Source organism: Lawsonibacter celer (assembly GCF_014281125.1).
GTDB classification, from domain to species: domain Bacteria; phylum Bacillota; class Clostridia; order Oscillospirales; family Oscillospiraceae; genus Lawsonibacter_B; species Lawsonibacter_B celer.
Map to the genome: position 1 here is coordinate 776240 of NZ_JACOEA010000001.1, position 25766 is coordinate 802005.

The 25766-nt window shown below is 48.4% G+C and carries 30 protein-coding genes; 13 read left to right on the plus strand and 17 right to left on the minus strand.

Translation table 11 applies throughout. The annotated features are described in order from the left end of the window. Positions 1-34: 34 nt before the first annotated feature. The 7 genes from H9Q75_RS03725 to H9Q75_RS03760 all read right to left on the minus strand — a co-directional run bounded on the left by H9Q75_RS03725 (position 35) and on the right by H9Q75_RS03760 (position 4406). Entirely contained in the window at positions 35-544 is a 510-nt protein-coding gene (locus H9Q75_RS03725; RefSeq protein WP_186564782.1) for a helix-turn-helix domain-containing protein, read from the minus strand. A gap of 72 nt (positions 545-616) precedes the next feature. Next, complete coding sequence (locus H9Q75_RS03730) at positions 617-1012, minus strand: SRPBCC family protein (RefSeq protein ID WP_186564783.1); 396 nt, start codon at positions 1010-1012, stop codon at positions 617-619. 4 nt (positions 1013-1016) lie between these two features. Next, complete coding sequence (locus H9Q75_RS03735; RefSeq protein ID WP_186564784.1) at positions 1017-1574, minus strand: DUF3795 domain-containing protein; 558 nt, start codon at positions 1572-1574, stop codon at positions 1017-1019. Between the two features lie 13 nt (positions 1575-1587). Continuing rightward, on the minus strand, positions 1588-2532 hold the full coding sequence (locus H9Q75_RS13015) for a GNAT family N-acetyltransferase (RefSeq protein ID WP_480175504.1): 945 nt from the start codon (positions 2530-2532) through the stop codon (positions 1588-1590). Then, on the minus strand, positions 2532-3167 hold the full coding sequence (locus H9Q75_RS03750; protein ID WP_186564785.1) for a GyrI-like domain-containing protein: 636 nt from the start codon (positions 3165-3167) through the stop codon (positions 2532-2534). The genes H9Q75_RS13015 and H9Q75_RS03750 overlap by 1 nt, the downstream gene beginning before the upstream one ends. A 2-nt stretch (positions 3168-3169) precedes the next feature. Next, positions 3170-3493: a TfoX/Sxy family protein gene (locus H9Q75_RS03755; protein ID WP_186564786.1), complete on the minus strand. Its 324-nt coding sequence runs from the start codon at positions 3491-3493 to the stop codon at positions 3170-3172. A gap of 1 nt (position 3494) precedes the next feature. Next, positions 3495-4406 carry a helix-turn-helix transcriptional regulator gene (locus H9Q75_RS03760; RefSeq protein WP_186564787.1) on the minus strand — a complete coding sequence of 304 codons (912 nt, stop codon included), beginning with the start codon at positions 4404-4406 and terminating at the stop codon, positions 3495-3497. A gap of 163 nt (positions 4407-4569) precedes the next feature. On the opposite strand from H9Q75_RS03760, the gene H9Q75_RS03765 reads away from it, so the two are divergent. After that, complete coding sequence (locus H9Q75_RS03765; RefSeq protein ID WP_186564788.1) at positions 4570-5319, plus strand: GNAT family N-acetyltransferase; 750 nt, start codon at positions 4570-4572, stop codon at positions 5317-5319. Between the two features lie 9 nt (positions 5320-5328). Further along, the gene (locus tag H9Q75_RS03770) at positions 5329-5772 is read left to right on the plus strand and encodes a GNAT family N-acetyltransferase (protein ID WP_186564789.1); all 444 of its coding nucleotides are present in this window, start codon (positions 5329-5331) and stop codon (positions 5770-5772) included. Positions 5773-5817: 45 nt separating this feature from the next. Here H9Q75_RS03770 and H9Q75_RS03775 read toward each other — a convergent pair whose 3' ends face one another. The 7 genes from H9Q75_RS03775 to H9Q75_RS03805 form a co-directional block, all read right to left on the minus strand. Continuing rightward, the gene (locus tag H9Q75_RS03775) at positions 5818-6543 is read right to left on the minus strand and encodes an alpha/beta fold hydrolase (protein ID WP_186564790.1); all 726 of its coding nucleotides are present in this window, start codon (positions 6541-6543) and stop codon (positions 5818-5820) included. Then, positions 6540-6767 carry a hypothetical protein gene (locus H9Q75_RS03780; RefSeq protein WP_186564791.1) on the minus strand — a complete coding sequence of 76 codons (228 nt, stop codon included), beginning with the start codon at positions 6765-6767 and terminating at the stop codon, positions 6540-6542. Before H9Q75_RS03780 ends, H9Q75_RS03775 begins: the two co-directional genes overlap by 4 nt. Positions 6768-6780: 13 nt before the next feature. Then, positions 6781-7524, minus strand: a complete 744-nt coding sequence (locus H9Q75_RS03785) for an EFR1 family ferrodoxin (protein WP_186564792.1) — start codon at positions 7522-7524, stop codon at positions 6781-6783. 24 nt (positions 7525-7548) lie between these two features. Then, on the minus strand, positions 7549-7929 hold the full coding sequence (locus tag H9Q75_RS03790) for a rhodanese-like domain-containing protein (protein WP_186564793.1): 381 nt from the start codon (positions 7927-7929) through the stop codon (positions 7549-7551). Then, complete coding sequence (locus tag H9Q75_RS03795; RefSeq protein ID WP_186564794.1) at positions 7926-8459, minus strand: GDSL-type esterase/lipase family protein; 534 nt, start codon at positions 8457-8459, stop codon at positions 7926-7928. Before H9Q75_RS03795 ends, H9Q75_RS03790 begins: the two co-directional genes overlap by 4 nt. A gap of 72 nt (positions 8460-8531) precedes the next feature. Then, positions 8532-8837 (minus strand): hypothetical protein, encoded by a 306-nt coding sequence (locus tag H9Q75_RS03800; RefSeq protein ID WP_186564795.1) that lies wholly within the window; start codon positions 8835-8837, stop codon positions 8532-8534. 484 nt (positions 8838-9321) lie between these two features. Beyond that, the gene (locus H9Q75_RS03805; RefSeq protein WP_186564796.1) at positions 9322-9825 is read right to left on the minus strand and encodes a zinc ribbon domain-containing protein; all 504 of its coding nucleotides are present in this window, start codon (positions 9823-9825) and stop codon (positions 9322-9324) included. Positions 9826-9976: 151 nt separating this feature from the next. Between H9Q75_RS03805 and H9Q75_RS03810 the strand changes: the two genes are divergently transcribed. Then, a complete protein-coding gene (locus tag H9Q75_RS03810) occupies positions 9977-10486 on the plus strand; it encodes a YcxB family protein (RefSeq protein ID WP_186564797.1) in 510 nt (169 codons plus the stop codon). A 1410-nt stretch (positions 10487-11896) separates the two neighbouring features. Here H9Q75_RS03810 and H9Q75_RS03815 read toward each other — a convergent pair. From H9Q75_RS03815 to H9Q75_RS03825, 3 genes are all read right to left on the minus strand, one after another. Then, positions 11897-12871 carry a hypothetical protein gene (locus H9Q75_RS03815; protein WP_186564798.1) on the minus strand — a complete coding sequence of 325 codons (975 nt, stop codon included), beginning with the start codon at positions 12869-12871 and terminating at the stop codon, positions 11897-11899. Positions 12872-13416: 545 nt separating this feature from the next. Next, entirely contained in the window at positions 13417-14055 is a 639-nt protein-coding gene (locus H9Q75_RS03820; RefSeq protein ID WP_186564799.1) for a helix-turn-helix transcriptional regulator, read from the minus strand. Further along, positions 14021-14713 carry a DUF3990 domain-containing protein gene (locus H9Q75_RS03825; protein ID WP_186564800.1) on the minus strand — a complete coding sequence of 231 codons (693 nt, stop codon included), beginning with the start codon at positions 14711-14713 and terminating at the stop codon, positions 14021-14023. The genes H9Q75_RS03820 and H9Q75_RS03825 overlap by 35 nt, the downstream gene beginning before the upstream one ends. Positions 14714-14881: 168 nt before the next feature. On the opposite strand from H9Q75_RS03825, the gene H9Q75_RS03830 reads away from it, so the two are divergent. From H9Q75_RS03830 to H9Q75_RS03875, 10 genes are all read left to right on the plus strand, one after another. Then, the gene (locus tag H9Q75_RS03830) at positions 14882-15598 is read left to right on the plus strand and encodes a tyrosine-type recombinase/integrase (RefSeq protein WP_186564801.1); all 717 of its coding nucleotides are present in this window, start codon (positions 14882-14884) and stop codon (positions 15596-15598) included. Continuing rightward, positions 15595-16554 (plus strand): tyrosine-type recombinase/integrase, encoded by a 960-nt coding sequence (locus H9Q75_RS03835; RefSeq protein WP_186564802.1) that lies wholly within the window; start codon positions 15595-15597, stop codon positions 16552-16554. The genes H9Q75_RS03830 and H9Q75_RS03835 overlap by 4 nt, the downstream gene beginning before the upstream one ends. A 175-nt stretch (positions 16555-16729) precedes the next feature. Next, positions 16730-16951 (plus strand): helix-turn-helix domain-containing protein, encoded by a 222-nt coding sequence (locus H9Q75_RS03840; protein ID WP_186564803.1) that lies wholly within the window; start codon positions 16730-16732, stop codon positions 16949-16951. Further along, positions 16935-18551, plus strand: a complete 1617-nt coding sequence (locus tag H9Q75_RS03845) for a DNA cytosine methyltransferase (protein ID WP_186564804.1) — start codon at positions 16935-16937, stop codon at positions 18549-18551. Before H9Q75_RS03840 ends, H9Q75_RS03845 begins: the two co-directional genes overlap by 17 nt. 161 nt (positions 18552-18712) lie before the next feature. Then, entirely contained in the window at positions 18713-18949 is a 237-nt protein-coding gene (locus H9Q75_RS03850; protein ID WP_186564805.1) for a hypothetical protein, read from the plus strand. A gap of 12 nt (positions 18950-18961) precedes the next feature. After that, positions 18962-20833: a hypothetical protein gene (locus H9Q75_RS03855; protein WP_186564806.1), complete on the plus strand. Its 1872-nt coding sequence runs from the start codon at positions 18962-18964 to the stop codon at positions 20831-20833. After that, positions 20817-21710 carry a hypothetical protein gene (locus H9Q75_RS03860; protein ID WP_186564807.1) on the plus strand — a complete coding sequence of 298 codons (894 nt, stop codon included), beginning with the start codon at positions 20817-20819 and terminating at the stop codon, positions 21708-21710. The genes H9Q75_RS03855 and H9Q75_RS03860 overlap by 17 nt, the downstream gene beginning before the upstream one ends. Next, positions 21707-22423, plus strand: coding sequence for a DUF6339 family protein (locus H9Q75_RS03865; RefSeq protein WP_186564808.1), 717 nt, complete (start codon positions 21707-21709; stop codon positions 22421-22423). The genes H9Q75_RS03860 and H9Q75_RS03865 overlap by 4 nt, the downstream gene beginning before the upstream one ends. 16 nt (positions 22424-22439) lie before the next feature. Continuing rightward, entirely contained in the window at positions 22440-25220 is a 2781-nt protein-coding gene (locus tag H9Q75_RS03870; RefSeq protein WP_186564809.1) for a sigma factor-like helix-turn-helix DNA-binding protein, read from the plus strand. 8 nt (positions 25221-25228) lie between these two features. Beyond that, positions 25229-25648: a very short patch repair endonuclease gene (locus tag H9Q75_RS03875; protein ID WP_186564810.1), complete on the plus strand. Its 420-nt coding sequence runs from the start codon at positions 25229-25231 to the stop codon at positions 25646-25648. The last annotated feature ends 118 nt before the right edge of the window (positions 25649-25766 follow it).

Here is a 25766-nt window from a genome sequence, read left to right on the forward strand (position 1 = left end):
AGCGTGGTCCTTGGGGCCGCCCTTCTGAAAACGTTTATACTTTTTTCCGCGTCATAAAAATGCCGATGAGTGCCGCGATCAGGACAATGGGGGCCAGCCTGACAAACAGCCATTCAAATGCGTGAAACGCCACTCCCATGACGGCGGTTTCCGGAGCACTGTAATCCCATCCCAGGTAAGGGCTGTTTACTGTGACCAAGACCGCAGAAATGATCACAACGCCCGCGCATAACGCGATGAGCAGCCAATGAAGGATCGCTTTTCGCGTTGCCTTTCTCCGTGCAAACTGTAAGTTGATGATCTCCAGTTTTTCGGAGAGCGCTTTGACGGCATCCGCCTCCGACTCAATCACAGGCTCTCCAAGTAATGTGCTCACGGGTGTCTCAAGCGCTTCCGACAGGGCAATCAACAGATCAGAATCCGGAACGGACAATCCCTGTTCCCATTTGGAGATGGTCTGCCGCACCACATTCAGCTTGATGGCAAGCTCCTGCTGGGAAAGCCCCTTTGATTTTCTGAGTGCTTTGATATTTTCGTTTAACATGTGGGCTCACTCCTTTCGCTCACATTGTAGGGAAAATTGCCCGTTGCCGCAAGCAACGCAGATTAACACGGCTTATTTCAGCAATTCCTTCCGCAAATCGTCCAGATACAGCTTCTGCTGCCGCTTCAGATATCCGGGGACAAAGGGGCGCATCCACCAATGCTTGCCTGTGACAGTCTCGGTGCAAGTCAGCCGGGTGCCGCCCTCCACCACCTCGAAGATGCCCTCCCAGGAGCCGGACATATTGCCGTTCTCCATGGTAAAGGCCCAGAAGCGGGGTGGCTCACAGGCCGTGACCGTAAAGTTGGTGGCGTAGCTGCTTGGGGTGTGCTCCACAAAGTGGGCCTCGTCCAAAACTTCCACCCGCGCAAGATCACTGCGCCAGGCGGTATGGGTAAGGTCGGTCACCGTATGCCACAGCCGCTCCACCGGGCAGGGAAAATGGACTGTCACCTTGGAAGTTGCCATAGGATTACCCCTTTTTCGGTTTCTTGTTGAGCTTCAGGCTGATACCCCGGCGGTCCGCCGCCTCCTGAAGCAGCCCCACGACGGCCAGGGCCCGCTCCTTGATGGGCTGCTCTTCCAGCTCCGGCCGGCTGCCCAGAACAGCCATCACAGAGCGCAAATCCTCCAGGGGCAGGAGATAGACCGCCGTGTTAAAAAGCGTTTTGCGGCGGCCGTCGTTGTAGCCCTCCAGAAACGCGTCCAGGATGGCGTGCTTTTCCTCCAGTTGGGCAAGATAGGCTTCCAGTCCCAGCGCCCGGGCCTGGGCAATATCCTGCTGCCGGTTCCGGTGAGGGACAAAAGAATCTCCGTCGTCAAATCCCTCGTAGCGGGGACAGGGGTACTCCGGACACTCCCAGCAAAACTGGACGCAGCCGTGCTCCAGGGAACACTTAGCGATCGTGCAGCTCTGGTTACCTGCCCCGCCGCCGCAGCCGGGGCAGCAGCCGCCCAGATGCATAGAGCACAGGGCACAGTTAAGACCACACAGGGAAAAACGGGTTTCCGTACGGGTAAAGCCTTTCATGCCATTTCCTCCCTTAGAGCCACAACGCCTGCTCTTCCCGGAACACCGGGGGTTCCCCTTGGGCGTAGGGGTCGTAGCGGTTTTCGTTGCAGCCGAATTCCTGCAAAAAGCAGATCTGCCCCGCCTCATTCCAGCGGATGAGGGAGAGACCGTCAAAGCTCTGGACGGTGCCGTCCGTCATAGCGCACCGGAAGGACCACTCCACCACGGTCTGGTCCTCTTTGTGAAAATACTGCCGGATGTCCCAGCGCTGTACGGTTCCCCGGGTGTTCCACTCGTCAAACCACAGCTTGATCTTCCCGCTGCCATGATACTCCGGCCCCCAGCTCTCGATGTAGACGGCATCAGGCGCAAAAAGGGCCCCAATGCCTGTGTCCTGCCTGTCCAGCCACATGGAAAACCACTGCCGGATTTTGTTTTCCCGCTGTTTCTCCATTGTATGTTCCATATCTACATTCTCCCGTTGCGCCGCTTGGGTGATGTCCAGCAGCATCAAATATTCTGTGCCCTTTTCCTCCAGGATCTGAAATCCCGCCCGCTCATAAAGGTGCAGCGCCGGGTTATCTTTCTGAACAGAGAGGGATGCCTGCAGATACCCATTCTCCTGTAGTAGAAGCAGAAGACTGTTCAGCAGCTGTGTCCCGACGCCCAGCCCACGGTATTCCGGCAACAGTGAGATGGCCAGGGATGGCGTATTGCTGGCGATGTGGCCATAGTCCTCCATGATGCGGCTCCACGCTGCACCTATGACGGTGCCCTCCACCTCGGCAACAAGGCAATAATCGCCGGGCTGTGAGCCGAAGCCGGCAATATAGACCTGCAGCTCCGGCAGATCGACCACAGACCGGGGCGGCGGCTGGGCTCCCTCCAGGAAATAGATGGCCTGATATAGAAATTCCCGCAGGAGGCCGTATTCATCCGGATGGATTTTTCGGATTGTTGTATGAATGTGTTTCATCACTCTGTCCTTCTGATCGGATGTCGAATCACCGTTTTCAGCTGCTCCGGCTTGCACCGCCGCACATCGCTTAAATAGATCTCATGGTGGAACCGGCTCTCCCCGAAGTCCTCCTCGTAGCCCTGGGCCTTGGCGTATTCCTCCATGGCGGCCACGGTGGCGGGTTCGTCGTCGTAGGGACCGATGTGCATACATTGGACGCACATCCCCTCTTCCCAGGGAAAGAACTCCACCTGGGAGAAGTCCTGCTGCTTCTTTTCTATGGCCTCCCGGATGGCCCAGTCAAAGACCTCTTTCGTCACAAACTCCGGCAGGCGGATGAGGGAGATCCACTGAAAATCCTTCTTATGGGCGTAGTCCACCCCGTGGATGTCCTCCTGCCACCAAAGGCCTTCCAGGGGCGGCACCACATAGTCAAAATACCCCTCCAGCTTGTGCTTGCCCAGTTTGCTCATTTTGATGGTGAAAGCAACGGCATAGAGCATCCCCAGGGCCTGCTTGTACGCGCCGTCTTCCTCGTTGGGATCGCCCTGTCCCCGTACCGCCAGAAAGTTCATGGCGGGCACCGTGACGATGCCCGGCGTCTTGGGCGGCAGATAGAATTCCTTGTACTCTTTCTTGTAGTCAAAGGCCATGGTTATTTCCTCCCCTTCTTTTGATGCCTGCTTTTCAGCGCCTCACAGGTTATTCGCACCAACTCTGTCATCCGCTCCCGGTCCTCCACATCTTCCACCAGAAAGGAGTCTTTAGCCCCCTCATAGGGCGGGGCCTTGGGCAGGTTCGGGAGCGCCGCCTCCCCTTGTGGAGTGATCTTCACAAAAAGCTGGTCGTCACAGATGACGGCAAAGAACACATCGTCGCAATAAAGGCCGTATTCGCCGAACATCTTTCGACTGCGGATAGCTCCGGCCTCCCGCAGCTGCTCGGCCACATAGTTCACAAAATCCGGATGAGACGCCATGTCAATTCTTCCCTCGGTAACGGTCGGCCAATGTTTCGGTCAAATCCCCAAGCTGTTCCCGCAACTCTTGCGGTTCCAGTAACTCTGCCTTGTCTCCAAAGGTCAGAACCCAGCTGAGTATGCTGTCCGCGTCTGGAAAGCCTCCGGTAAAGCGCAGCCGGCCATCCGGCTCCACGGTGAAGCGGTCCGCGCCGTACTCCTCCACCAGCCGCCAGCGGCAGGCCGGATCAAAGAGGATGGTGACCTGATATTTGACTGGAAAGATGCGCTCCGGCTCCAGGTCAGGCAGGGGTGCAGGCCGGGGCTCAAAAGGTTCACCAGAAGCGGGCTCTGTCATACGGTTCAACTTGAACAGGCGGAAATCCTCCCGGGTCTGGCACCAGCCCCACACATACCAGGTGGACCAGTGAAACACCAGGTAGTAGGGCTCGACGGTGCGCACCGATTCCTCCTTAGGAGAGAAGTAGGTAAAGCGGATGGTACGGTGCTGCTCAATGGCTCCTTGAATGAGCTCGATCTTCGGCGGCAGGCTGGTCTTGTACCAAGAGGAGAGGTCGATGAGCATGTGGGTGCCGCCCGGCACCAGCCCGCCCGTCCCGGCGGACAGCTTTTCCATCAGCTGGGCATAGCGCCGGGTGCCGCTGACGCTGTCCAGGCTTCGAAGTCCCGCCAGGATGGCCTGCATTTCCGGATCGGTGAGCACCGTGCGGTCAACCCGGTAGCCCTCCATGATGGAGATGCCGCCGCCCGCGCCCTGTGCGGTGGAGATGGGGATGCCCGCCTGGCAGAGGGACTCAACGTCCCGCTGGATGGTTCGGCGGGACACCTCGAAGTGCTCCGCCAGCTCCGGGGTGGTGACCCTCTCCCGCTGGAGCAGGATGGACAGGATGCCGATGAGCCGCTCCATCTTCATGAGCTGCACCGCCTTTCCTGATTTTTCTGTATTATACCACAGGAACACGACAACTATCTGTCATGTTTGCCTCTGAAAAGCAATCTTTTGCCCTGTAAAGCGGGGATTGTCTCACTGGAGAGGGCATGGTATCATGGAGATAAATCTGCCGGGAGGTACAGGTATGGAGCATTCATTTCTCAATCTGACAGAAGAAAATCTGGCACAGGAGCATTTATGTTGCATCATCCGCAGCAAGAAGCCCCACCCCGGTGTGGAGGCCAAGCGAGCCTGGCTCAGCCAGCGGCTGAAAGAAGGTCATGTGTTCCGCAAGCTGAACGCCAAGGGCGTGGTGTTCATCGAGTACGCCCCGCTGGAGACCGCCTGGGTGCCGGTAGAGGGAGAGAACTATCTTTACATCTACTGCCTGTGGGTCACCGGGGACTTCAAGGGCAAGGACTATGGCAGGCAGCTGATGGAGTACTGCCTGGCCGACGCCAAGGCAAAGGGCAAATCCGGCGTGTGTATGCTGGGTGCGGAAAAGCAGAAGGCCTGGCTCTCGGACCAGGCCTTTGGGTCGAAATATGGGTTTGAAACGGTGGATACCACTCCGGATGGCTATCGGCTGCTGGCCCTCTCCTTTGACGGGACGAAGCCACACTTTGCGGAGAACGCCAAGCGCCAGAAGATCGAAAGCCGGGAGTTGACTGTCTATTACAGCCCCCAGTGTCCCTACATCCATCAGAGCGTGGAGCTGGTGCGCAAGACTTGTCAGGAGATGGGGGCACCCTATACCCTCATTCCGGTGGACACTCTGGAAAAGGCCAAGGCTCTGCCCGGTGTGTTCAACAACTGGGCGGTATTTTATCAGGGGAAGTTCGTAACGGTGAATCTGCTGGATGCCGCCGCCTTGAAGCGGATGCTGAAAAAGTAAGGTGTGCCCATGAAAATTAGAAAAGTTGAGAAGGATAAAAAGCAGTACCTTGACTTGCTTCTGCTAGCGGACGAGCAGGAGGACATGATCGACCGCTATCTGGAGCGTGGGACCATGTATGTGCTGGAGGACAATGGACTCAAAACCGAATGTGTGGTGACTGACGAGGGGAACGGTATCCTGGAACTGAAAAACATTGCTGTAGAACCGGCATTCCAGAGCAAGGGCTATGGAAAAGCCCTGATTGATTTTCTCATCCAGACCTACAAGGGACATTATGCGGTGCTGCAGGTGGGCACCGGGGACAGTCCCTCCACCATCCCGTTTTATGAATCCTGCGGCTTTCGCAGGCACCATTTGGTCAAGAACTTTTTCACCGATCACTACGACCACCCCATCTACGAGTGCGGGGTCAAGCTGGTAGATATGGTGTATCTGCAAAGACAACTATGAAAAGCGGAGTGCCCGCCGGGCACTCCGCTTTCTGTCTAATAGGGTCTATCTTGACGTCCGCTGTGCAAAAAAGGCTTCGATGGCCTGTACCGTCTGTCTCTGCTGCTCCTCCGCAGAAATGGTGGCCGGAAGATCCCCCTTCTGCGGGCCATAGTTGCCGAACTGGGCGTGGTTGCCACCCTCGATTTCCACGATGTTCTCCGTGTAGTCAATGTAGTCCTCCACACTCTGGTTGAGGGAGCCGTAGATGGTCAGGGTATCTTCATCTGGATAGTCGCCGTAGATGTAGGCTCCCATCAGGATGAGTCCGTCTACCTGGTCAGAATGGTCTGAGGCAAACTTGGATGCCATAGCGCCGCCCATGGAGTGTCCGGCGATATACCAGTGCTGGATCTCAGGGACCTGAGAGATTATCTTTTCCGCCGCATCGGCATCAAAAATCGCCATGTGGAATGGCATATGTACCAAAATACAGGTGACCCCGGTCTGTCGGATCTGATCCAGCAGAGGCAGGTAGGCCTCCGCCTCCACCCTGGCACCGGGATAGAAAATGATGGCAGTATCGGTGGGATAAGTCGGGGATAAGATTGTCAGATTGTCCTGCTGAGAGATGCCGCTGTCCTGGGCCATGACCTCAAGAGCCACATCCTCCGCCCGGTAGTAATCCGACACATACCAGAAAAACACCCCCGCCAGAATGGCCAGGATCAGAAGAACGATCCCTCCGGCGATGAGCCATTTTTTGCGCCGGGACAGTCGCGTTGCCTTCATGTTCCAATCACCTCGGTCATTATATGCCCAATCAAAGCCAGGATGAACATGATGAGAAACCCGGTGATCATCCAGCCCAGCGCCTTGGAATAGCCCTTGAGTGTGATACAGCCCATGGCATCCAGCTTTTTGATGGTGGGGTGCAGCCGCCAGAAGTAGAGGATGGCTACATTGACCGACTCCATGATGATAAAAACGAAAATTGAGATCAACAGAAGATCCATGTCTATGTGCTCCTCAGATTTGCTCGTCCTGGAGAAGATACGCCCGGATGGTATAGCGGCGCCGCCTGGCTGTGGCCTTTCCGTATTGGATGGCCAGCTGGGGACATCCGTTGATGCATCGCAGGCACTGGAGGCACTGTGCCGCCCATACAGGCTTTCCGTCCCGAAGAGAGATGGTGGACGCCGGGCAGTTCCTGACGCACTGGCCGCATCCGTTGCAGCTGTCCCCGGCAAAGAAGGGTTTTGCGCTTCGGGCAAATTTGTTGAACCCAAAGTTGGCAATATGGGACTTCACCCCGGCCAGCGCCCCCTCGTGGACCCGATATACCCGCTCCTGCCGCCGGATCTCCTGGGCCATCCGCTCCAGTTCCTCCCGAGCGGCGGTGATCTTTTGGAGGATCTCGCCCTCGTCATCGGTATCCGAGCCAATGATGTAGTTGTTGGGCATCAGTAAGCTATAGCTGCTGCTCAAGAGATAGTGCTTGGAAAACTGCTTCATGGTAAGTCCGGCATCCCCTCCGCAGGTGCAGACACCGAAGGTGAACACCTGCGTCTTGGGCAGCTTTTTCACAAAATCCGCCATGATCTCCGGTGCACCCCAAGCATAGACCGGAAAGACAAATCCGATTTGTTTGGCATTCTCCATATCTGGCAGTTCTTTCAGGTTAGTAATATCATAGGCCTCATCGCCGGTGAGGTGAGCCAGCTGCCGGGCCGCCCACGCCGAGTTGCCTGTTCCGGAAAAATAGAAAATCATCTTATACGCTCTCTTCCTTGCGGCTTATTCCGTCTCGTAGGGCCAGGTGTTGATGCCGCCGAATTCATAGATATTGGTGTAGCCCAACTCCGCCAGAGTGGAGGAGGCGGTTTTGCTGCGGTTTCCGCTGCGGCAGTAGACCAGGACTTTGGAGTCCTTCTCGGGAATCGCTGCCGCGGCGGTGTCCCCGTCGATGGTGCCTACCGGCAGAAGAACAGCGCCGGGGATGTGGCCGCTGTCATATTCGTCCTGCTCCCGCACATCCAGGATGATGACCTCTTCGGTGTCCATCATCTCCTTGGCTTCCTCCTGGGTGATCTGCTGGTAGGAACTGTCGGAGCCGCTTCCGCCGCATCCGGTGAGCAGAAGTAAAAAAGTCAAAAGTAAGGGGAAAATTCGTTTCATCTGAGTACCTCCAAAAGATTTGCGGCAAAGGCCCTGTGGCCCTGTTCTGTGAAATGGACCCCGTCATAAGCGAGGGAAATATCCCAGTCCCCAGCGTCGGCAAAGTGGATACCAAGCCCTTGGGCGAGGCTTCGGCAATACCTGGCAAAGGCACGGGAATCGTCAATCAGCTGCTGGCTGGGCACCCACTGGCCCAAAGCCATGGGCGGCGGCGCGATCAGCAGGATTTGATCAGGCTTCAGCGACAGGCCGGAGAGAAAGTGCCCCAGTTTGCTGGTAGCTTCCTCCGGGCTGCAGCTCTGGAACAGGTCATTGGTGCCAAGCATAAGGATCAGCAGGTCGGTATCCGCGGGGAAAGAGGGTGCTGACCGGGGAATCTCCCGGCCGTTCTGACCCATGTTGCAGACCTCCCAGCCGGTTTCCGCGGCCAGAATGTCCACCCACCGGCTGTCCGCGTCATAGCGTCCGCCCAGCCAGGAGCGTGGATCGTGGCCGTAGGTATTGGAATCGCCGAAGCAAATGACTTTCATCTGATTTCACCCCTTCGCGTTTTACTGCGGGTATGTGAAATTACGCTATGAATGATAGCGCATGATGTTCTCTTAGTCAAATTGATAGCCAAACTCCTTCAAGCGATCACGGCACAGCTTCCGCTCCTCGTCGGAGAATAATGTTGCATACTCAGGCTTCAGCACATGGGCTTCCACAGAGAGATCCAGCCGATTGTGCTCCCACAGGGTGGTAAATCCATCTGTTCCGCCGGGTTTGCCAATCAACTGCTTCGCTGCGGCAAGGCCGCCTTTGGCGCCGACCAATTGAAGGAAGCGGGAAGCATTGTAGCCGCATTCCTTTTTTGCCGTGGTATAGATGTCTATCATCTCTTGCTCAAAGCGTTTTTCAACTGTCATCGTAGTAATCTCCTCGTGCAGTTTTTATCGCGTGGACGCAATGTGCTGCTTCCACCGGTTGACCACATCCAGAAAAGGGGCATCCAAATAGGGCAGCGCCTTTTCCTCGATTCAACTGGGGACATCATATGCCGCATCGGCGATACTTTGGGTGATAGAGGTGAGGGGACGCTGTCACCTTCCGGTGAAATGAAATTCCGTTTTTATTAAACTGATAACTTGGCGAATCTCATCCAATGTCCGGGACAAATCATAACCATACTTTCTTTTTTGAGTTTTTATATGTTTTGTTATTTCTAATAAATGCTGCATGAGTACGGGCACATGCGGCGATTGTGTGAAAATGTCCGTCGTTACTTCATTATACATGTTTTGGGAAAAACAGCAAGGCAACACACGCTTCAACACATTGAGTGTATCTGATCTTAAAAACAACAGGCAAAAAATACCTCCCTCCGAAATCTACGATTTCGGAGGGAGGTATTCATGTCTCGGCTTGTTTCCAGTGATTCAATTTTGGCAGCTGAGCCTCGAAATAGGCTCTGACTTGCTCTGGGGGCCAGGTTTCATTGGACATATGGCCTTCCAGAAAATCCAGCAACTCTTCGGGGCTCGTGTAAACGAATTTCCCATCGGCATAGCACCACTTGCAATACTCCTCGTTGAAGGCACCGTCCGGCTCCCGGCTGATGCTGGAGTCCTCCAACGGCATACCACAGCACTGGCAGATCAGCTGCCGGGGTGAGCCCAGCAAGGTATTGATGGAGACATCAAATAGGCCGGAGAGCAGCTTCAGCGTCTCCGTATTGGGCACTGTTTCACCAGTCTCCCAGCGGGAAACTGCCTGCCGGGTCACATGCACCTTTTCCGCCAGCTGTTCCTGGGAGAGTCCGTACTGGGTACGCAGTTCCAAAATAATTTCTTTGGTATCCGTGTTGATCACCACCTTGTTTGGATTGTACCACAGCGGGAGCAGGAAGCAAAGCAACTCTCTGTTGCCCCAATCCCATTTTCACATATCAGGAGAATCGCACAATCTTAAAGATAATTAAGAAAATATTCATCCCAAATGCGCTTTATCTGCTATAGTGACGCTCAACTTTCGGAAAATAACTGCCGTGACGGCCCGGGAGGTACCTATGGAATTTACTTGCCATACCACATATGATCAAAAGGCACTGACCGCCATGGCCCGGGCTGTTCGAAAGACGGTCCGGGCCGAAAGAAGTCGCATGGTCCGCTATCATGGCTGGACCATTATAGGGCTGCTGGCGGTATCCCTCTGGCTATCCTGGGGAACGCTCTGGCAGATGGTACTCAGCTGCGTGGCCATCGCGGGATTGCTGCTGGTTCACTCGAAAGAGAATGATATCAACAGCTATTTTGTAAAGCACAAGGCCCTGCCGGGCACCGACTTCGCCGATACCTCATTCTATCCCGACCATTCCCTCGTAAAAACCGCCGCGGCGGAGTCCAAGTGGCAGTATGACAAGATCCTGGCATTGGCGGAGACTCGGAAGCATCTTCTTCTGGTGATGGGAACGAATCATGCCATGGCCATTGAAAAGGCGGCGCTGGAGAGTGGTTGCATCCCAGAATTCTGCCGTTTCATAGAAGAGAAGTCCGGCCGGAAGATTCATAATAGATGAGGGAAGGTCATAAAGCTGCAATTCTGGGGTGTCTGGCAGTCGGAGGCAGTGTGGCCGCCTGCTGGCATAGATGATCCGGGTTCCACTCAAGGAGTTCACCCGATATACTCTCTATATGGCGGTCATGGACGATGATATCTGCCGGGACGAGTTGGAGGGTAACCAGATCGGGGAGAGGTTATTACATTCCCCCTTAAGGTAGAAACCCTGTAAGAGCAGTACCATCTCTTTCTGCAGATGAACCGAGCAAAAAGCCGCCAGCAGATTCAGAAGGAAATAGTGGAAATGGAGCAGCGGCTCCAGGAGTCCCGACAGTACATCGGCCAGCCCAAAGAACAGCTGGAGGTTGGGATCTCCGAGGAAAACGATCTGTGACAGACCGATTTCTGTCCAGCAGGCGTAGCAGTTTTTAATACGTAATAGACAAAGAATACTGTCCTCTGAAATCCGTAGATTTTCAGAGGACAATACATTGCTTTTATACTACCTTATAAATATCAAATTTACCTTTGAATCCATATCTGCGCAATTTGATCTTCTTTATTCGCAGAGCCTCAGAATTTTGAGCTTCATATGAGGTAAAGTACTATATGGCATTTGGTGAAATTTTTTCAATGATTTTCTTTATATAAACGTATCTACTTTACCATAACTAAACCCATATGAATAAACTTTATCGATGGTGTAGTCAAGCTTCTCAAAAAAGTAATTGCTTAATATAAAGGATACTTTGTTACAATTTTATAAAGTTGCAGTGTGGACAATAGTGGACCAAGGACCACTGAAATCTCTGATCTCAGTGGTCCTTGGTCTGAATATCATTAAAGGATCTATCAGAATCCAGTAATATTAATACAGGCTAGCCATCGGGCTGACTTTTTCTGTTTCACGATGAAGGAGGTTTTTTAAGTGACTGACGATAAAAAGAGTATTCCCGACGCTGGGAAGGTGGACGAACCCCCAAGCCGGGAAACACAGAGCCTGTCAAACTGATCCCCTGACGCAAGGATCAGCCCATCCCGATCAATGCTGTAGCTGTACAAGTACTGAAAACAGAAAAAAAATCCGCCAAAGTCATAATACTTTGACGGATTTTGGTCCCCCGGCTATCGATAAATCCGAACTTCGGGAACATTCGAGTATTCCGGTGATGTCCATAAGGGTAAGTATTACCCTTTTGGACATCAAGTAGCATGTATCAGAAACTATCTTCCTGACTACGGCACCGGAATCCCCTTCTATGAAGTGGAGGCCCTGGCCCGTGTCCTGCTCCCGGAGATACAGGCGTTTTTCGAGAGTGAGGAAGGGCAACGGGAGTTTGCCGAGTGGAAGAAACAGCGGGAGGTTGAACAACAGAAACAGGCATAACACAAGGCGGGAACATCTCAATGGTGCTCCCGCCTTAATATCCTATAAATGCTTAAGCCGATGGGCCCAACATAGATAAAAAATTATCATGACCGCAAATATAGCGGCATAGGCCAGCAAAACGGCAGTTTTTAACTTTTTGATTTTTTCTATTTTGCGGTAAACTTCCTTTGGTACAGCTCCGGTTCTCTCCAACGTTTCCAACATATTGGTTGTAATGATTAAATGGATAATTAGGACGACGGTGGCAAGAAAGGTTGCAAAAACAAATTCGCCGCAATGAAAAACAAACAGCGCGATTGCCTCACAAAAAGCAGTGGCGGAAAATAAAATAAGAGTCATAATTTGCAGCGCCGTCAGGAATTTGATTTTATTATGACGGCTAACAGAAATATCCTTTCCTATGCCCTTCGCATTCAAAGTGATTTTTCGGATAAAGCTTCCCCACACATAGATAAGTGCTGAAAGTGGCAGGAAAATAAAAATCCCTTCTATAATATATTCTACGGCTTTTGGGAAATCGTCTCCACTGGAGAACTCCACTGCCAACATTAAATATGGGAGCAACAAAAACGGTACAGAAATGAGCATTAAGAAGGGAAGCATTCCCAAAAACCAACGCAGTTTTTCTGCTCTCGTTACAGTTGTTTCGCTGAGAAGATTAGTAAATGTGATGTTTTTCCCTTGTATTTCAAAGTGTACATCTTGACCTTGGTCGCGCAGCCAAATTGTAATCTCACCGTCTCCAATCAAGTCACAATCCGCATTCCAGACAGCACGGTAAGGAGAAGCCAATTCAGCCCCCGCAGAATATCGCCCTCCAGTAATAAAAACAGATATCAAAGAGATGAAATGTTTCTTCATATACACATTGGAGGCACTTCCCCGAAACTGCTCTATTTGTATATGAAAAGACTTCTGCACAGGTATACAATCTCCCTTGCAGGGAACACCATCAATCCGCACTGTAAACTGCTCATTAGACGGCAACATACTGTTTATCTTTAATGTTGGCATGGTTTGATACCGCCTTTCTGGAAATCAAGGGCGCAACTTACAATAGCAATAATACCATGTTACAACTAAATTACAAGGGCGGGAATACCAAAGATGGTGTTCCCGCCCCTCATGAATCAGAGGATATTCTCAATAGAAATGATAAATCCGAACTACATTCCCTATTTCGAGAATGTAGCTCGGATTATCATAAGATGGTCCGAGTGGGGAGACTCGAACTCCCGGCATCTTGCTCCCAAACGGGTCCTACAGCGATTTCAGCCGCTCCTCTCCGCCGATGTTCAGACCTGCCGTGCGCTGTAATGCAGTGATTGCAAGGTGTGCCGAATTCCTGTCCGGCACTGTCCGGAAGTGCGTTCTCCGTTGTCCCCTGTCGGGTTGTGGGTGTGACTGTGGGTCAGCATTCTGGGTATTATTGAACGTGTTGCGCGGATATCGGCAAATTGGCAAGGCAGAGAATTATAGCCCCCCACCGGCAGCTGGTGAGGAATAGTATAAACAAGACGAAAGACAACAAATTAAAACCCTTCCCGGAGGCTCAAAATCTATTTTTCAATCAAATCTTCCATGGTACAGCCCAGTACTTTTGCAAGGCGATACACAGTATCGACACTGGCCTTGTTGATGTCTTTGTTGCGCTGTTCATACATTTGAATGGATCTGAGGCTGACATTGGATCGCTGAGCAAGTTCCGCCTGCGTGCATCCGTATGCTGTGCGGATACGCTTCAGGTTGGTTTCCGGAAAATAATCTTTCATTCGAGCATCCACAATGTCAACGAATTTGGAGATATCCGCTTCATGGAGTGTGTAGTACATTTTTTGCAGATCTTCAAAGGAAACAACTTTGAAAATATCGCTATATTTTCTGCTGGAGTACCACTGATAGTAAGCCACAGCCCAGCCGACCCAGTATTCCCTGGAACGTCCAAAGTGCTCGTGTGGTTCAATGGGGAGCTCTTTTCCCATGGTTTCAGCAATAATCTCGACAACGATTTCAATGCCGCTTTTCCCTGCAAGATAGGCTGGCTCACCATTTTCCATGCGCTTGCTGACCGAACTTGCTACGAATAGCTTTACGAAGTCAGTTCCGGAAAGGTTGCAGATGTTGAGAGCATAATCAAAGGCATCGCCAAGTACTGACTGAGCCTTACTCAGATAGATTTCGTGGTATGCGTGAGTCATCGTTTTTAATGCCTCCTCTCATAATGTCCTGAATATACAAGCCATCGCTTTCTTCCTCTAACATTTCCAAATAGAGCTGGTTGGCTTCATCGTCTCTTGACTTACGAAGAACATAGTATTGCTCTTTTTCTGCAATATCAAAACCTTCGTAATGTAAGCGGGAGAATGCAAACTTGGACTTGATCACAATCTGTTCGCCCAATTTGCCCAGGCGCATAGCCCGTGCAAGCTGTTCAACGGAAATACCGTTATTCAGAAAGGATTCTGCATAGTCAAAATAGGAATCGTCGGCACGATAACCGGTAATTAAATCAAAGGCGTTGACATTTACGCCGAAGTTTTCAATGAGATAACGCTTTGCACGACGGGCAACAGGCGTCTTGATGGAAAACAAGCGATGCTCTACTAAAACGGCAATCCAATTGAGAATGGTGTAGTCCGGACTATTCAGGTTCAAAATGTTCAAATACTCGGTATCCAGAGTATAACGATTGGAAAAGCCGTTTCTCAAGGAAGATACTGCCCATTCTTTTGCAAGATCATCACTTTCGGTGCAATAAAAACCAAGACCAAAATCATTGTTCTTTTTGCCCTTGCCGAAGGTTGGAACTTCCACAATCTGCTCAGAACCATGGTAGATCGTAATTATTTTACCCATTTCTGCTGCCTCCCGTTCGTTTCTGGTTGCATTATATCACCAAAGTGATAGTTTTACAACAGGCTTTGCAAAAAGAAATAAGAAAAATTATCACCAAAGTGATATTTCTCTGGATATTTGGCGGCCTTTGTGGTATGTGTTTGTACTGCCAGGAAAGGGGGCGTACAAATGCCAGAAGAAAAAATGGTCGGTGAATGGGCTTTGGAATGGCTCGAGAAACAAATGCAACGAGGGATGTCCCCAAACACCGAGGGTAGCTATCGTCAATGGATCTGCCAACGAATTGTGCCGGAATTCTCAGACGTACCACTTGCAGAGCTGACAGAGGAGCATGTACAGGATTTCTATGAGTCTTTGGCGTATGAAGGGCTATCCCGGAACAGCGTATGGTGTGGACATCTGATACTGCGGCGGCTCTTGGACGAAGCTGGCCGAGAAGGACTATTGGAAATCAATCCAACGTCTAAACTAAAACTATCGTATCAGGCAGCGCAGGAACAAGAAGTGGTCCGTCGAGGACAGATCAAACGCTATTTGGAGGAAATCGAAAAGTTCGGAGCATACCCAATTTTATACATGATACTGACAAGCGGCCTACGGCAGGGAGAAGCAATTTCTCTGCGGTGGGCCGCTTTTGATGTCGACGCACAGCGGCTCTGCCTGCGAAGACGGTGGATACAGCTGACGCTGAAGCAAAGCCGCATTCTGAATATGGAGCACCAAAAGAATCCTCAGAGCGCAGTGGTGTTTCTGGATGCAAAAACCTGCCAACCCTATACAGAACACAGGCTCTATTATCTGCACCGAAAAGCGTTGCGGCAGGCTCGGTTGCCACAAATCAGCCTGCGGCAGCTCCAAGCCTGCGCAAAGGAGATGAGCCTATGAAACTGAAGGAATGGATTGCCCTTTGGCAGGAGGTTTACGACAAACCGGCGGTGCGACCGTCGACCTACCAAGCTCACGGCTACTTGCTGAAAAACCACATTGTACCCAGGCTTGGCGAAATGGAGCTTACCGATATTACAGAAAGCATAGTTCGGAGATTTCTGATAGATTGCCATGACCTTGGAAACCTCCGCAGAAATGAACCTCTGTCGCAGGAAACCATGCGGCACATCTGTGTGCTGCTATCCGGCATTCTAAATCAAGCGGTCAGCAACGGTTACATAGAGAAGAATCCGGCCAAGAATTTACGTTATCACACAAGTAAAAAAGTGCAGGCGGAAACGCTATCCGAAGCGGAAATAGAGGAGTACCTGGATGCCGCCGCGGAGCTTGGATATCTGCCCATCTTCCTTCTGGCCTTGGAGCATGGCTTGCGACAGCGAGAGCTCATAGCTCTGAAATGGAGTGATTTGGACAAGAAGCGTGGAATCCTGACGATCCATATGGACCGAGTAGTCGAGCGCAGGGAGTTGGTTAGCTACGGTGAGCAAACCAGAGAGATTGCCCTGCCAGCATACACCGTGACGGAATTGCAAAAAGAACATGAAAAGCACCCCAGCAGCGAGGTCATGTTCATCCATCCCGGAACGCTGAAACCATACTCGCCGGCGATGATTCGATTGTTGCATGAGCGAGTGTTGGAGAGAGCCGGATTGCCGCATATTAGGTTCGTAGACCTGCGGCATTCCTATGTAGTGCAAGCCCTGCACTCGGGCAAGGAGCTGAGAGAAATCTCAGCAGAATTGGGCCACACAAGAGCCAGAGAAACGAGGAAAAGATACAAGGACTACTTACCCCAGACAAGCCAAAACAGCCGCCCTGCGGCGCCGTGTGCGGCGGTGACGGCAGAGCAAAAGAAGACTGCGGATGTGCTTGGGAACATGCTGGCGTTTTAAAGCGAGGCAAAGTTACACGGATATATGAGTGAGAGATTCAGGGCTTCAACGCAGAAAAACAAGTGATATTTAGTTATTATTAGCTATAAAACAATAGTAAATTGTATTGTTCTACATTTATCTTGCTAATTCTAAGTAATTAGTGTATAATCTATAAAAATAAAGGGGGAATATCATGGATAGTTTAGAGAAATGGGTATCACTGTCCGATATTTGTGATCACCTCAACCTTAGCAGGGACACTGTGAAAAAGATGGTAAAGCAACAAAATATGCCCGGATATAAAGTGGATCGGCAATGGCGATTCAAAATAAGTGAAGTGGATGCGTGGATACGATCCAACGGAGTACAGAATAACAAGAAAGCCGAGGGTCAAGTTCATGCTAAAAACGATTGATTTATTTGCAGGGGCTGGTGGTCTTAGTCTTGGCTTCAAGCAAACTGGGCATTTTAGGTTGGTAGCTGCTGCGGAAATTAAAGAATATGCCAGGGAAACATATAGACACAACATACCCGATCCTGGAGAAGAATTTGTATTTATCGAGAATGTGGTTGGATATGATTTCAAATCGCTAAGCAGGCGTTTTGATGGCATAGATGTAGTGATCGGAGGACCTCCCTGCCAAGGATTTTCTAATGCCAATCGGCAAAAGACCAATTTAATCAGCATGAACAATGCGCTCGTTAAAGAATATTTTCGGGCAATCAAGGAAATTAAACCGCGTGCATTTGTTATGGAAAATGTAAGTATGCTGAAGTCCAGCATACATCGGTTCTATGACTCCTACATTGACCATGATTTGATTAAAAAGCTTAATGAAACCTCTGCCGATCCTGCTAAACCATTAATTCCGATGAGAGAGGACAAAATCGTTATGTCTTCTCGGAACCACGATGGGTTCGATTTGAAAGCAATAGCAGAAAATCGTGAGCAGCTTGATGCCCTGCTTATTCCGTATGCACTCTTTCAACTTTTGAATGTGCTGAATAAGAATAAGAATAATGATAAACGACTCCCTACGTACCTCCAAAAGCACACAAGAGAAATGTGCCGAGAAATTGATGATTACTGTGCAAGCGATGCGGATACTGCGGAGAAGGAAACGATTCACCGGTGGCTTCAGGTTGTTAAGAATGTATTGCTGGAGAACGGCAACATAAAGGAAACTCCAGAACTGCAAGATATAATTGAACTGCAGAAAACATTTCAGACAATCAACGAGGCATACGACAATCAACTCATAGGGAAATATTCTGTTGAAAAAGGTGAACTTATATTTACGGTTAAATCGTACGCTGTGATTGACTATGTGAATGCTATATTGGGCAACGAGTATATCCAGCGCGGTGCGACATTAAATGCAGTGTGCTTCGGAGTCCCCCAGGAACGAAAAAGACATATCGTTATTGGAGTGAGAAGAGATTGCCTTGAAAACGAAAGCTTTGATATGCTGCAGGAGCCCAAGAAATACGATACAGTAACCGTAGAAGAGGCAATTTCTGACCTCGTGGAGTATGATGTGTCGCTCGAATCCGAGTGTGCGGAGATACCGTATGCAGAAAGTCAGAAAATCGGAGAATATGCAGTTGCGATGCGAGCAGAAAGCACCTCTGTGAAAAATCATTTCGCAACAGCAACAACAGAAAGAGCCCAAAAACGCTTTGAAGCAATCGGAAAGGGAAAAAACTTTCAGAGTTTACCGGATGAGCTGAAAACTACATATTCCAAGCCTGAGCGGACCCAAAAAACAATTTATCTCCGGCTTGATCCCAAGAAACCCAGCGGAACGGTTGTTAATGTAAGAAAATCCATGTGGATACACCCTGAAAAGAATAGAGCAATTACTCTTAGAGAGGCGGCTCGACTTCAATCATTCCCGGATAAATTTGAATTCAAAGGTTCAAAGGACTCCCAATATCAGCAAGTGGGGAATGCGGTTCCCCCTCTGCTGGCAAAAGCAATTGCAGAGCATGTATATAAAATAATAGGAAAGTAAATATAGGCAGCACACAAAGTGCTGCCTATATTTTTATGAAAAATCAGCTCGAACAAAACTCATATAATTCTAACATATGAAAAATGTTAGAATTATATGGCGAATGAAGTTGACAAACGGCGTCCTCATTTGTATAATGGTGTCGAAAGGTGGTGCTCTTTATGCCAAAAGAAAACGAAAGCAAGAGAGACCGATTTGTCCGCTTGGCGGAAAATCGGACGAACAAGATTATCAACATGGTGCAATTGTTGGGAAATTGCGCCAACACATCTATCTACGAGTACAGTGATGCGGATGTCGAAAAAATCTTCTCTGCTATTGAAAGCAGCGTTAAAGAAGCCAGAAAAAAATTCGCAAAAAGCGAAGCACCTAAATCTGTGAAGTTTACACTTAGATAAGGAGGGACTTTTATGAGATGGTCGTTTCCATCTAATAACAATGGCGATGTTAATGGAATAAGCAATTCTGGCGTAGAAACATTTCAGGGAACGCCTCTAAAGTCTCTCGCCAGAGAGATTTGTCAGAACTCTTTGGATGCTGCCCTTGATGAGAATACAGTAACGGTTGATTTTATCTCTTTTGAGCTCAGTAAAGACGAGATTCCCGGCGCGGAGGATCTTTGTGATGCATTCAATCGGTCTTTAGAATTCTGGGAACCGAAAAAGGCACAGGATTTCTTTAAGGCGGCATTGGAAGTTATGAATGCTGAAAAGATCCCCTTTCTGAGGATCAGTGACTACAACACTACCGGACTGTGCGGCTCTGATGGAGAATACAACACTCCTTGGTGTAATCTTACAAAATCATCTGGCGCATCGGATAAAGCAGGAACCTCTGGAGGTTCTTTTGGTATCGGCAAATATGCTCCGTTTGCATGCTCAAGCTTCAGAACGGTTTTTTACAGCACTTTGGATAAAGATGGCAAGAGCGCCTACCAAGGCATTTCACGAATCACCAGCTTTAGAAATGATAATAACGAAATAACTTCTGGCGTTGGTTATTGTGGTGGAGATAATAATTCTCCTGTATTTAATCAACAGCTTGTGCTGGATCCGGCTTACAGCCGCCCGGAAGGAAAAACTGGTACAGATGTGTACATCGCTGGTTTCCGCAAAAGTGCTGATTGGAAGAGCGATATTGTGGCATCTATTCTTGATGGTTTCCTGTATGCAATTTATACGGGCAAACTGGTTGTCCATGTTGATGATATTACGATCAGCAAAGAACATTTGACCGATCTCTGTGATGATTATAAAGAGTATCTCACTGAAAATGCCAACAACTATTATGAGATACTCACCACCACGCAGAGCGTTGATGTTGACTTCAAGAACATGGGTTTGGTTCGGCTTTGGATTGCAATTCGGCCTGACCGCCCTGATATGCACAGAAAAGTTGCCATGATTCGTAAAACTGGAATGAAAATCATGGATAAAGGCGGTATTTCCGGAAACATTCCTTTTGCGGGAGTGATGTTGATTGAAGGCGAAAAAATTAATGATTTTCTTAGAAGTCTGGAAAATCCGCAGCACACGAAATGGGAACCTGATAGATGTGCCAAAGGCCGGCAATATGCCCAGAACATAATCCGTGACCTCATTGGTGTCATCAAAGATGAGCTTGAAAAGCTAAAGCCAGAGGATGACGGTGATGAGGTTGACCCCTCTGTAGGTGAGTATCTTCCTGATGAATCTGATGCAGAAGAAACTGGAGGCAAGCAAGAGGAAGAAACCATCTCTAATACTATTAAAAGTGTCGAGGTAACTATTTCCAAGCCAAAAGCTCCTTCAGGTACACGCGCTGCGGAGGGCAAGGATGCTGAAGCAGATGATGATGCAGGAGAAGAAACCGAGTCCGATGAGGGAACCGGTTCTGGTCACAATGGCGGCAGCGGAGGAGGAAACCATTCCGGTGACGGAGATGGACGAGGAGACGGAAAGGGACCTCACAAGGAAAGCAAGAAGAAAACTCTTGTTGGCATAGTGCCGCTGAAAGCCCGTGTAGTGTGCCTTAATAAAGATCGTGGGGAGTATTCCGTAACATTTGTTCCGTCGATATCCGCTGATAATGGGCATATAGAGCTGTTTATGTCTGCAGAAACGCAGAATTATACGGCGCCTATTGTTCAGGCAGTTGGAATAGGACAGTCTGGGCTTGAGACCGAAAACAACAAAATTAAAAATGTTGTGTTCACAGAGAAGAAACCTGTCAGGTTGAAGGTAACAATAGCCTATCACGACTATTGTTCTATGGAGGTAAAAGCATATGGAAATAAGGTATAAGCTTTACCCATATCCTGTTTTGTCGAGCAATTCAGATGACTATATTGATAGCATCTTTGATAGCGCTGTTGAGGTTGTGCGTGAAGGATACAACATCAAGATATCCTTTGTTTCTGAGCTTACAAATCCTGAATTGGAAGCTTTGATAAAAGAAGGAAAAGCTGCATTTGTATATCACTTAGAATGTGCGCAAACTGGATATAGAACGGCAATTCGTACTGCGAGCACAGATAAACTTGTTTCAATTTCTGAAGATAAAGTGTGTGGAAGACTTCAGATTTGCCCATTTATAGTAGCGTGCGCGGATATCCCTGACTATGTCAACAGCTGTTTCAATGAGGATTATAGAGGCTACAAGTTCCAAATTGAAGCCGGATGCGTGATGGCTGTGGGAAAACAGGTCAATTGTGATATCGATAAAGAACGCAATGACTTGGTTAGTGCAAAATCAATATTTGTAGTTACGAAAAATGCTGACACAACGGCGACAGATATGGAAGTTGATATTGGGCAGAATAAGATTACAATTAAGCTGCCGGAAAAAGACCATGCTCATTTTAAGAGCATGAGCAAAGTTCCCGAGGTTCAGCAAAACTTGAATGCACTGATAATCATCCCGGCGTTGATTTATGCATTAAGCGAAGTGAACAGTAAGACTGCGGATGAGAGATATACCAGCTACAGTACTTATAGTTGGTATAAGTCTATTAAGAAGGCTATGAAAAAACGCTTTCAAAAAGATATCGAAACCGACGATCTTTTGCCCAATGAAGTTGTCCTGTATGCTCAGCGGCTGATAAAGAGTCCGTTGTCTGCAGCGTTGGAATACTTAGCGTTGGGCTGCCCAACCTCAGACGAAGGAGATGATGACGAATGAAGCTTCAGTTCTTAAGCGGTGACAGCATTACTGCAATCAAAGCTAATCTAAACGAGTTGCGCACCAAGTTTGGGGGCGGGAATGAGTGGATTTCCGACTTCTTCGATGGAAAATCTCCTTTTAAGGATACAAAGTACGAGATCGAGGATTTCCAGCTTGATATGTCACAAAAGGACCCATTTTTAACCGAATATGAAAATGTCCGAAGAGTATATACACGCTTGAAGTTTTTGCCAGACTCCCAAGCGTCAGACGAACGTGTTTGGGCAGGGTTATGCATGGGACCGTTTTATGATTATGTTAAATATAGGTGGAAGATTGACGAAACCAGCTCTGCTGCAACAATAGAACAGCATTTCTTCTTTGGATATGGTGCACGCAGATCGCTTACTCGTAATGCGTTGTCCAGGCTTTGGTGGATTGGACGGCTTACATATGACAATGAGCGTGAATATGAGCTGACTAAATTTGTCTGCGAAAACGCCGACAATATTATGCATATTCTTGAGCGCAACACATCCAATAATCCTGACATTGTGAAAGCATTTATTTCTGCTATCATCGATGCCAAAAATACCGGGAAACAGATAGATACCAATGACATAGGAGAGCTTTCAAAGTATTTGAACCTTTTGGGAGGAACTTATATCCTGGATTGTTTGCCGTCTTCGGTCATCTATGATAAGATATATAAAAAAGCAATAGAAATCTAACATGGAGGGAAGCCGTATGACCATTCAAGAGCTATATTACGATGATAGATTTAACAATGTCGTGTATTTCTTGAGTGAATGCGGCTTCTCTTTTTTAGAGGACCTCGAGGCCTTCGATTTTGATGAGCTGCTCTTTGTCCCAGGCGTCTCTGAGGATGTCATTGAAGAAGCAAAACGACTCTACCTTGACAGCCAAAACGTTCAGGAACAAGAGCCTGGCTGTGAGGCGGCAAATGAAGAAGACACCTCCGCTCCGGTGGTAGAACCGAATGAAGCTATATCTTCATTCGTAGATTTTAGCCAAGAAGTCGAGCTGCAGAATTTGTTTTTACGGTGTGCAGATTCTCTGCGCTCAATTTTTCAAGGGGTTAGCAGTTCAGATCAAATTGCGGGTCTTAGAGCCTTTGTTTCAGACATGGAAACCCCAGAAGGCATTGATAAATCTGTTTTGATTTGTCTCTGTGACAGCATGGAGGAACATTTTCAAGGGGAGCCTACTGAAGGGGCAGAGCCTGCTGCATATTCAGCAGAGGAAGAAAACTTGCTCAGGGCAGTAAATATAGAAACTGTATTTGCTGAAGTTAAGCGCGGAAGCGCTATGATTCGCTATTGCAACGAGAATGGACTCGCTACCTTGTGGGATCTGAGAGATTTTGACTTCTCATATAAGAAGATCAAGGGTTTGGGACCTGACACGGCAGAAGCGTGCAAGAATGCTTACAAGTTGGCGGTTAAATACACTATAAATCCAGCACCAGGAGAGCCCGAGGAAGAAGTTGATCCGATCAAACAATTCGTGGAAACATATGACGCACTTAAAGATAGTGCACGGAGCTGTCTGCTGTTAAAGGCTCAAGGTCAGACCCTGCAAGAAATTGGTGAGAGTATTGGAGTTACCCGCGAACGAGTCCGCCAAATTATTGCAAAAACAGTAAGAAAGTTGAATTCTGGCAGTGGACCAATTCTTGAAAAGCTGATGCAGGGACGGAGATATTTTTATAAAAGTGACATTAAAAAACTATTTTATGTCCCTGAGCATCTGGATTGCTTTGTGTATGTTCTTGAAAACACTGAAACGGTTCACTATTTCGAATTTGCGGATAAATTTGTAGATCCTGAGCTTATCCCCGATAACTGTGAGATACTGCTTCATACCATGATGCAAGAGCTCGTAGGAGATGCTGTAAACTACTATGACATCCTCGAGGAAGTGGAAGTCGAGTTAGCCAAGCATGAAATGGGCTTTTTGGATGCCAGCGACTTTATGGGATACCTCTTCGAAAGACGCTATATTGCCATGGGTGACTATATAATGAAGCGGAGAGGGGCGTACAAGCGTATATGCTATGATGTAATCATGCGTTACTTTAAGTCCGGCATTAAACTGGACAGTGATGATGAAAACCAAGACATGCTTCGCATGAAGGAGATTATTTTCAAAGAATATGCCGGATACACATTGCCAGATAACAATCGTGCAATTACTGCACGCGTTTCGCCGGATTTAATCCTGTGTGGCAGAGGACGATACTGTGCTCCGGAAAACACGATTTTGGATGAAACCCTGTTTGCGCAGATTGTTGAATATATCAATGACAGTGAAGAGACATCTTTGTATTATTCTGAGATATTTGCGGCTTTTTCTGGCAGATTGCTTGCGGAAACCAGTGTTGATAATGCGAATTATCTCCATGGTGCATTGAAGTACTTATACCCGGATGACTTTGAGTATGAACGTGATTTGCTTGTAAAACACGGTATGTCGCGTGTTACTTTTGGCGAAAGACTCGCTGATTCTATAAAAAATAATGGTGGTCCCATAACGAAAAAGGAACTGCTTAGACAATTCCCAGGAGTAACAGATATCCGAATTGTGAATGCAATTGTTGCAGACCCGAAATTGATACAGTGGGACTATAACGAGTTTAACCATATTGACAATGTCCATTATACGGATTCGGATGTAGAACAGCTCCGTATGATTCTTGATGAGCTGTTGGGCGCTCAAGGCGGATACAGCAGTGAAAACAATTTTTATGATGTTACGAAAAAGAAGTATCCAGAATTTTTAGAAAAGAACAGGATTGAATCCAGTCTCAATCTGTTCTATATCGCTGCTTGTCTGTTCAGCAAAGACTATCGTTTTTCCAGACCTCACATTGCATCGCAAGCATTCCCGGACATGGAACTTACAAACATCAATGTTGCTCGCTTCTTCGTTGCTGATAGGCCTGAGCTATATTATCAGGAGTTTGTCCAAATTTCTCAAAGAGCTGGATGGTCCAACGGAACTTTTACAATCATTTTGAATGCGATTGAGGAGGATTATATAAAAGTTGACCTTAATCGTTATATTCACAGGTCCTTATTTGCTGTCGCTCCCGATGCAATCGAGGCAACCAAACTTCAATTACAGAGCTTGGTGCGAGATAGCGGATACTATGGTATTTTTGCAATCTTTAATTATGAAGGCTTCCCTGAAATTGACTATGAGTGGAATGAGTACCTGCTTCAGTCGATAATCGAGAACTATGATATGGGATTTAGATTGCTTGAGCCAAAGGTGAAGGATCGAAGATATAAAAAGGGTATTATCGTATCCATAGACAATCCCTGCCAAAGCTATGAAGATTTTGTGATAGCCCAAATGAAGGCAGATGGAATTACATCCATAGACAAAGACGCTTTTTCAGGGTATCTAAGACGAAAGGGACTTGTTCTTACCGCAACTATACCGCTTGAATTGTATGATGGCGATGGATTGAAATTAGAAGGAAACCACTTTATTTTTGGGTGATTCTGTTTATGGCTGATAATCATTCTAAAGAAGTTCGAAGCAGAAATATGTCTCGCATTCGGAGTACAGATAACAAACCAGAAGAGATAGTCAGAAAATTTCTCTTTTCGCAAGGCTTTCGTTATCGAAAAAATGATAAGAAATTGCCGGGAAAACCGGATATCGTACTCCCTAAGTATAGAACAGTTATTTTTGTGAATGGTTGTTTTTGGCACAAACATGACTGCCCGCGTTTTGTTTGGCCATCTTCAAATCAAGACTATTGGCGGCCTAAAATACTTGGTAACGTGGAAAGAGATAAGAAGAACGTAGGACAGCTCCGTAGTCAGGGATGGAACGTGATTGTTGTTTGGGAATGCGAACTCAAAAAAGCTGTGCGCGATGAGCGCCTCTATGCACTTTGCAGGGAAATCAGGGGGGCCTCGTGACATGGCGAGGAATATATCAACAAGACGAAAGACAACAAATTAAAACCCTTCCCGAAGCCAATCTTTCAGTAGCTTTCCGCCGACTTCTGTGGTATATCTTTGTGCTACAGAGGAGGCG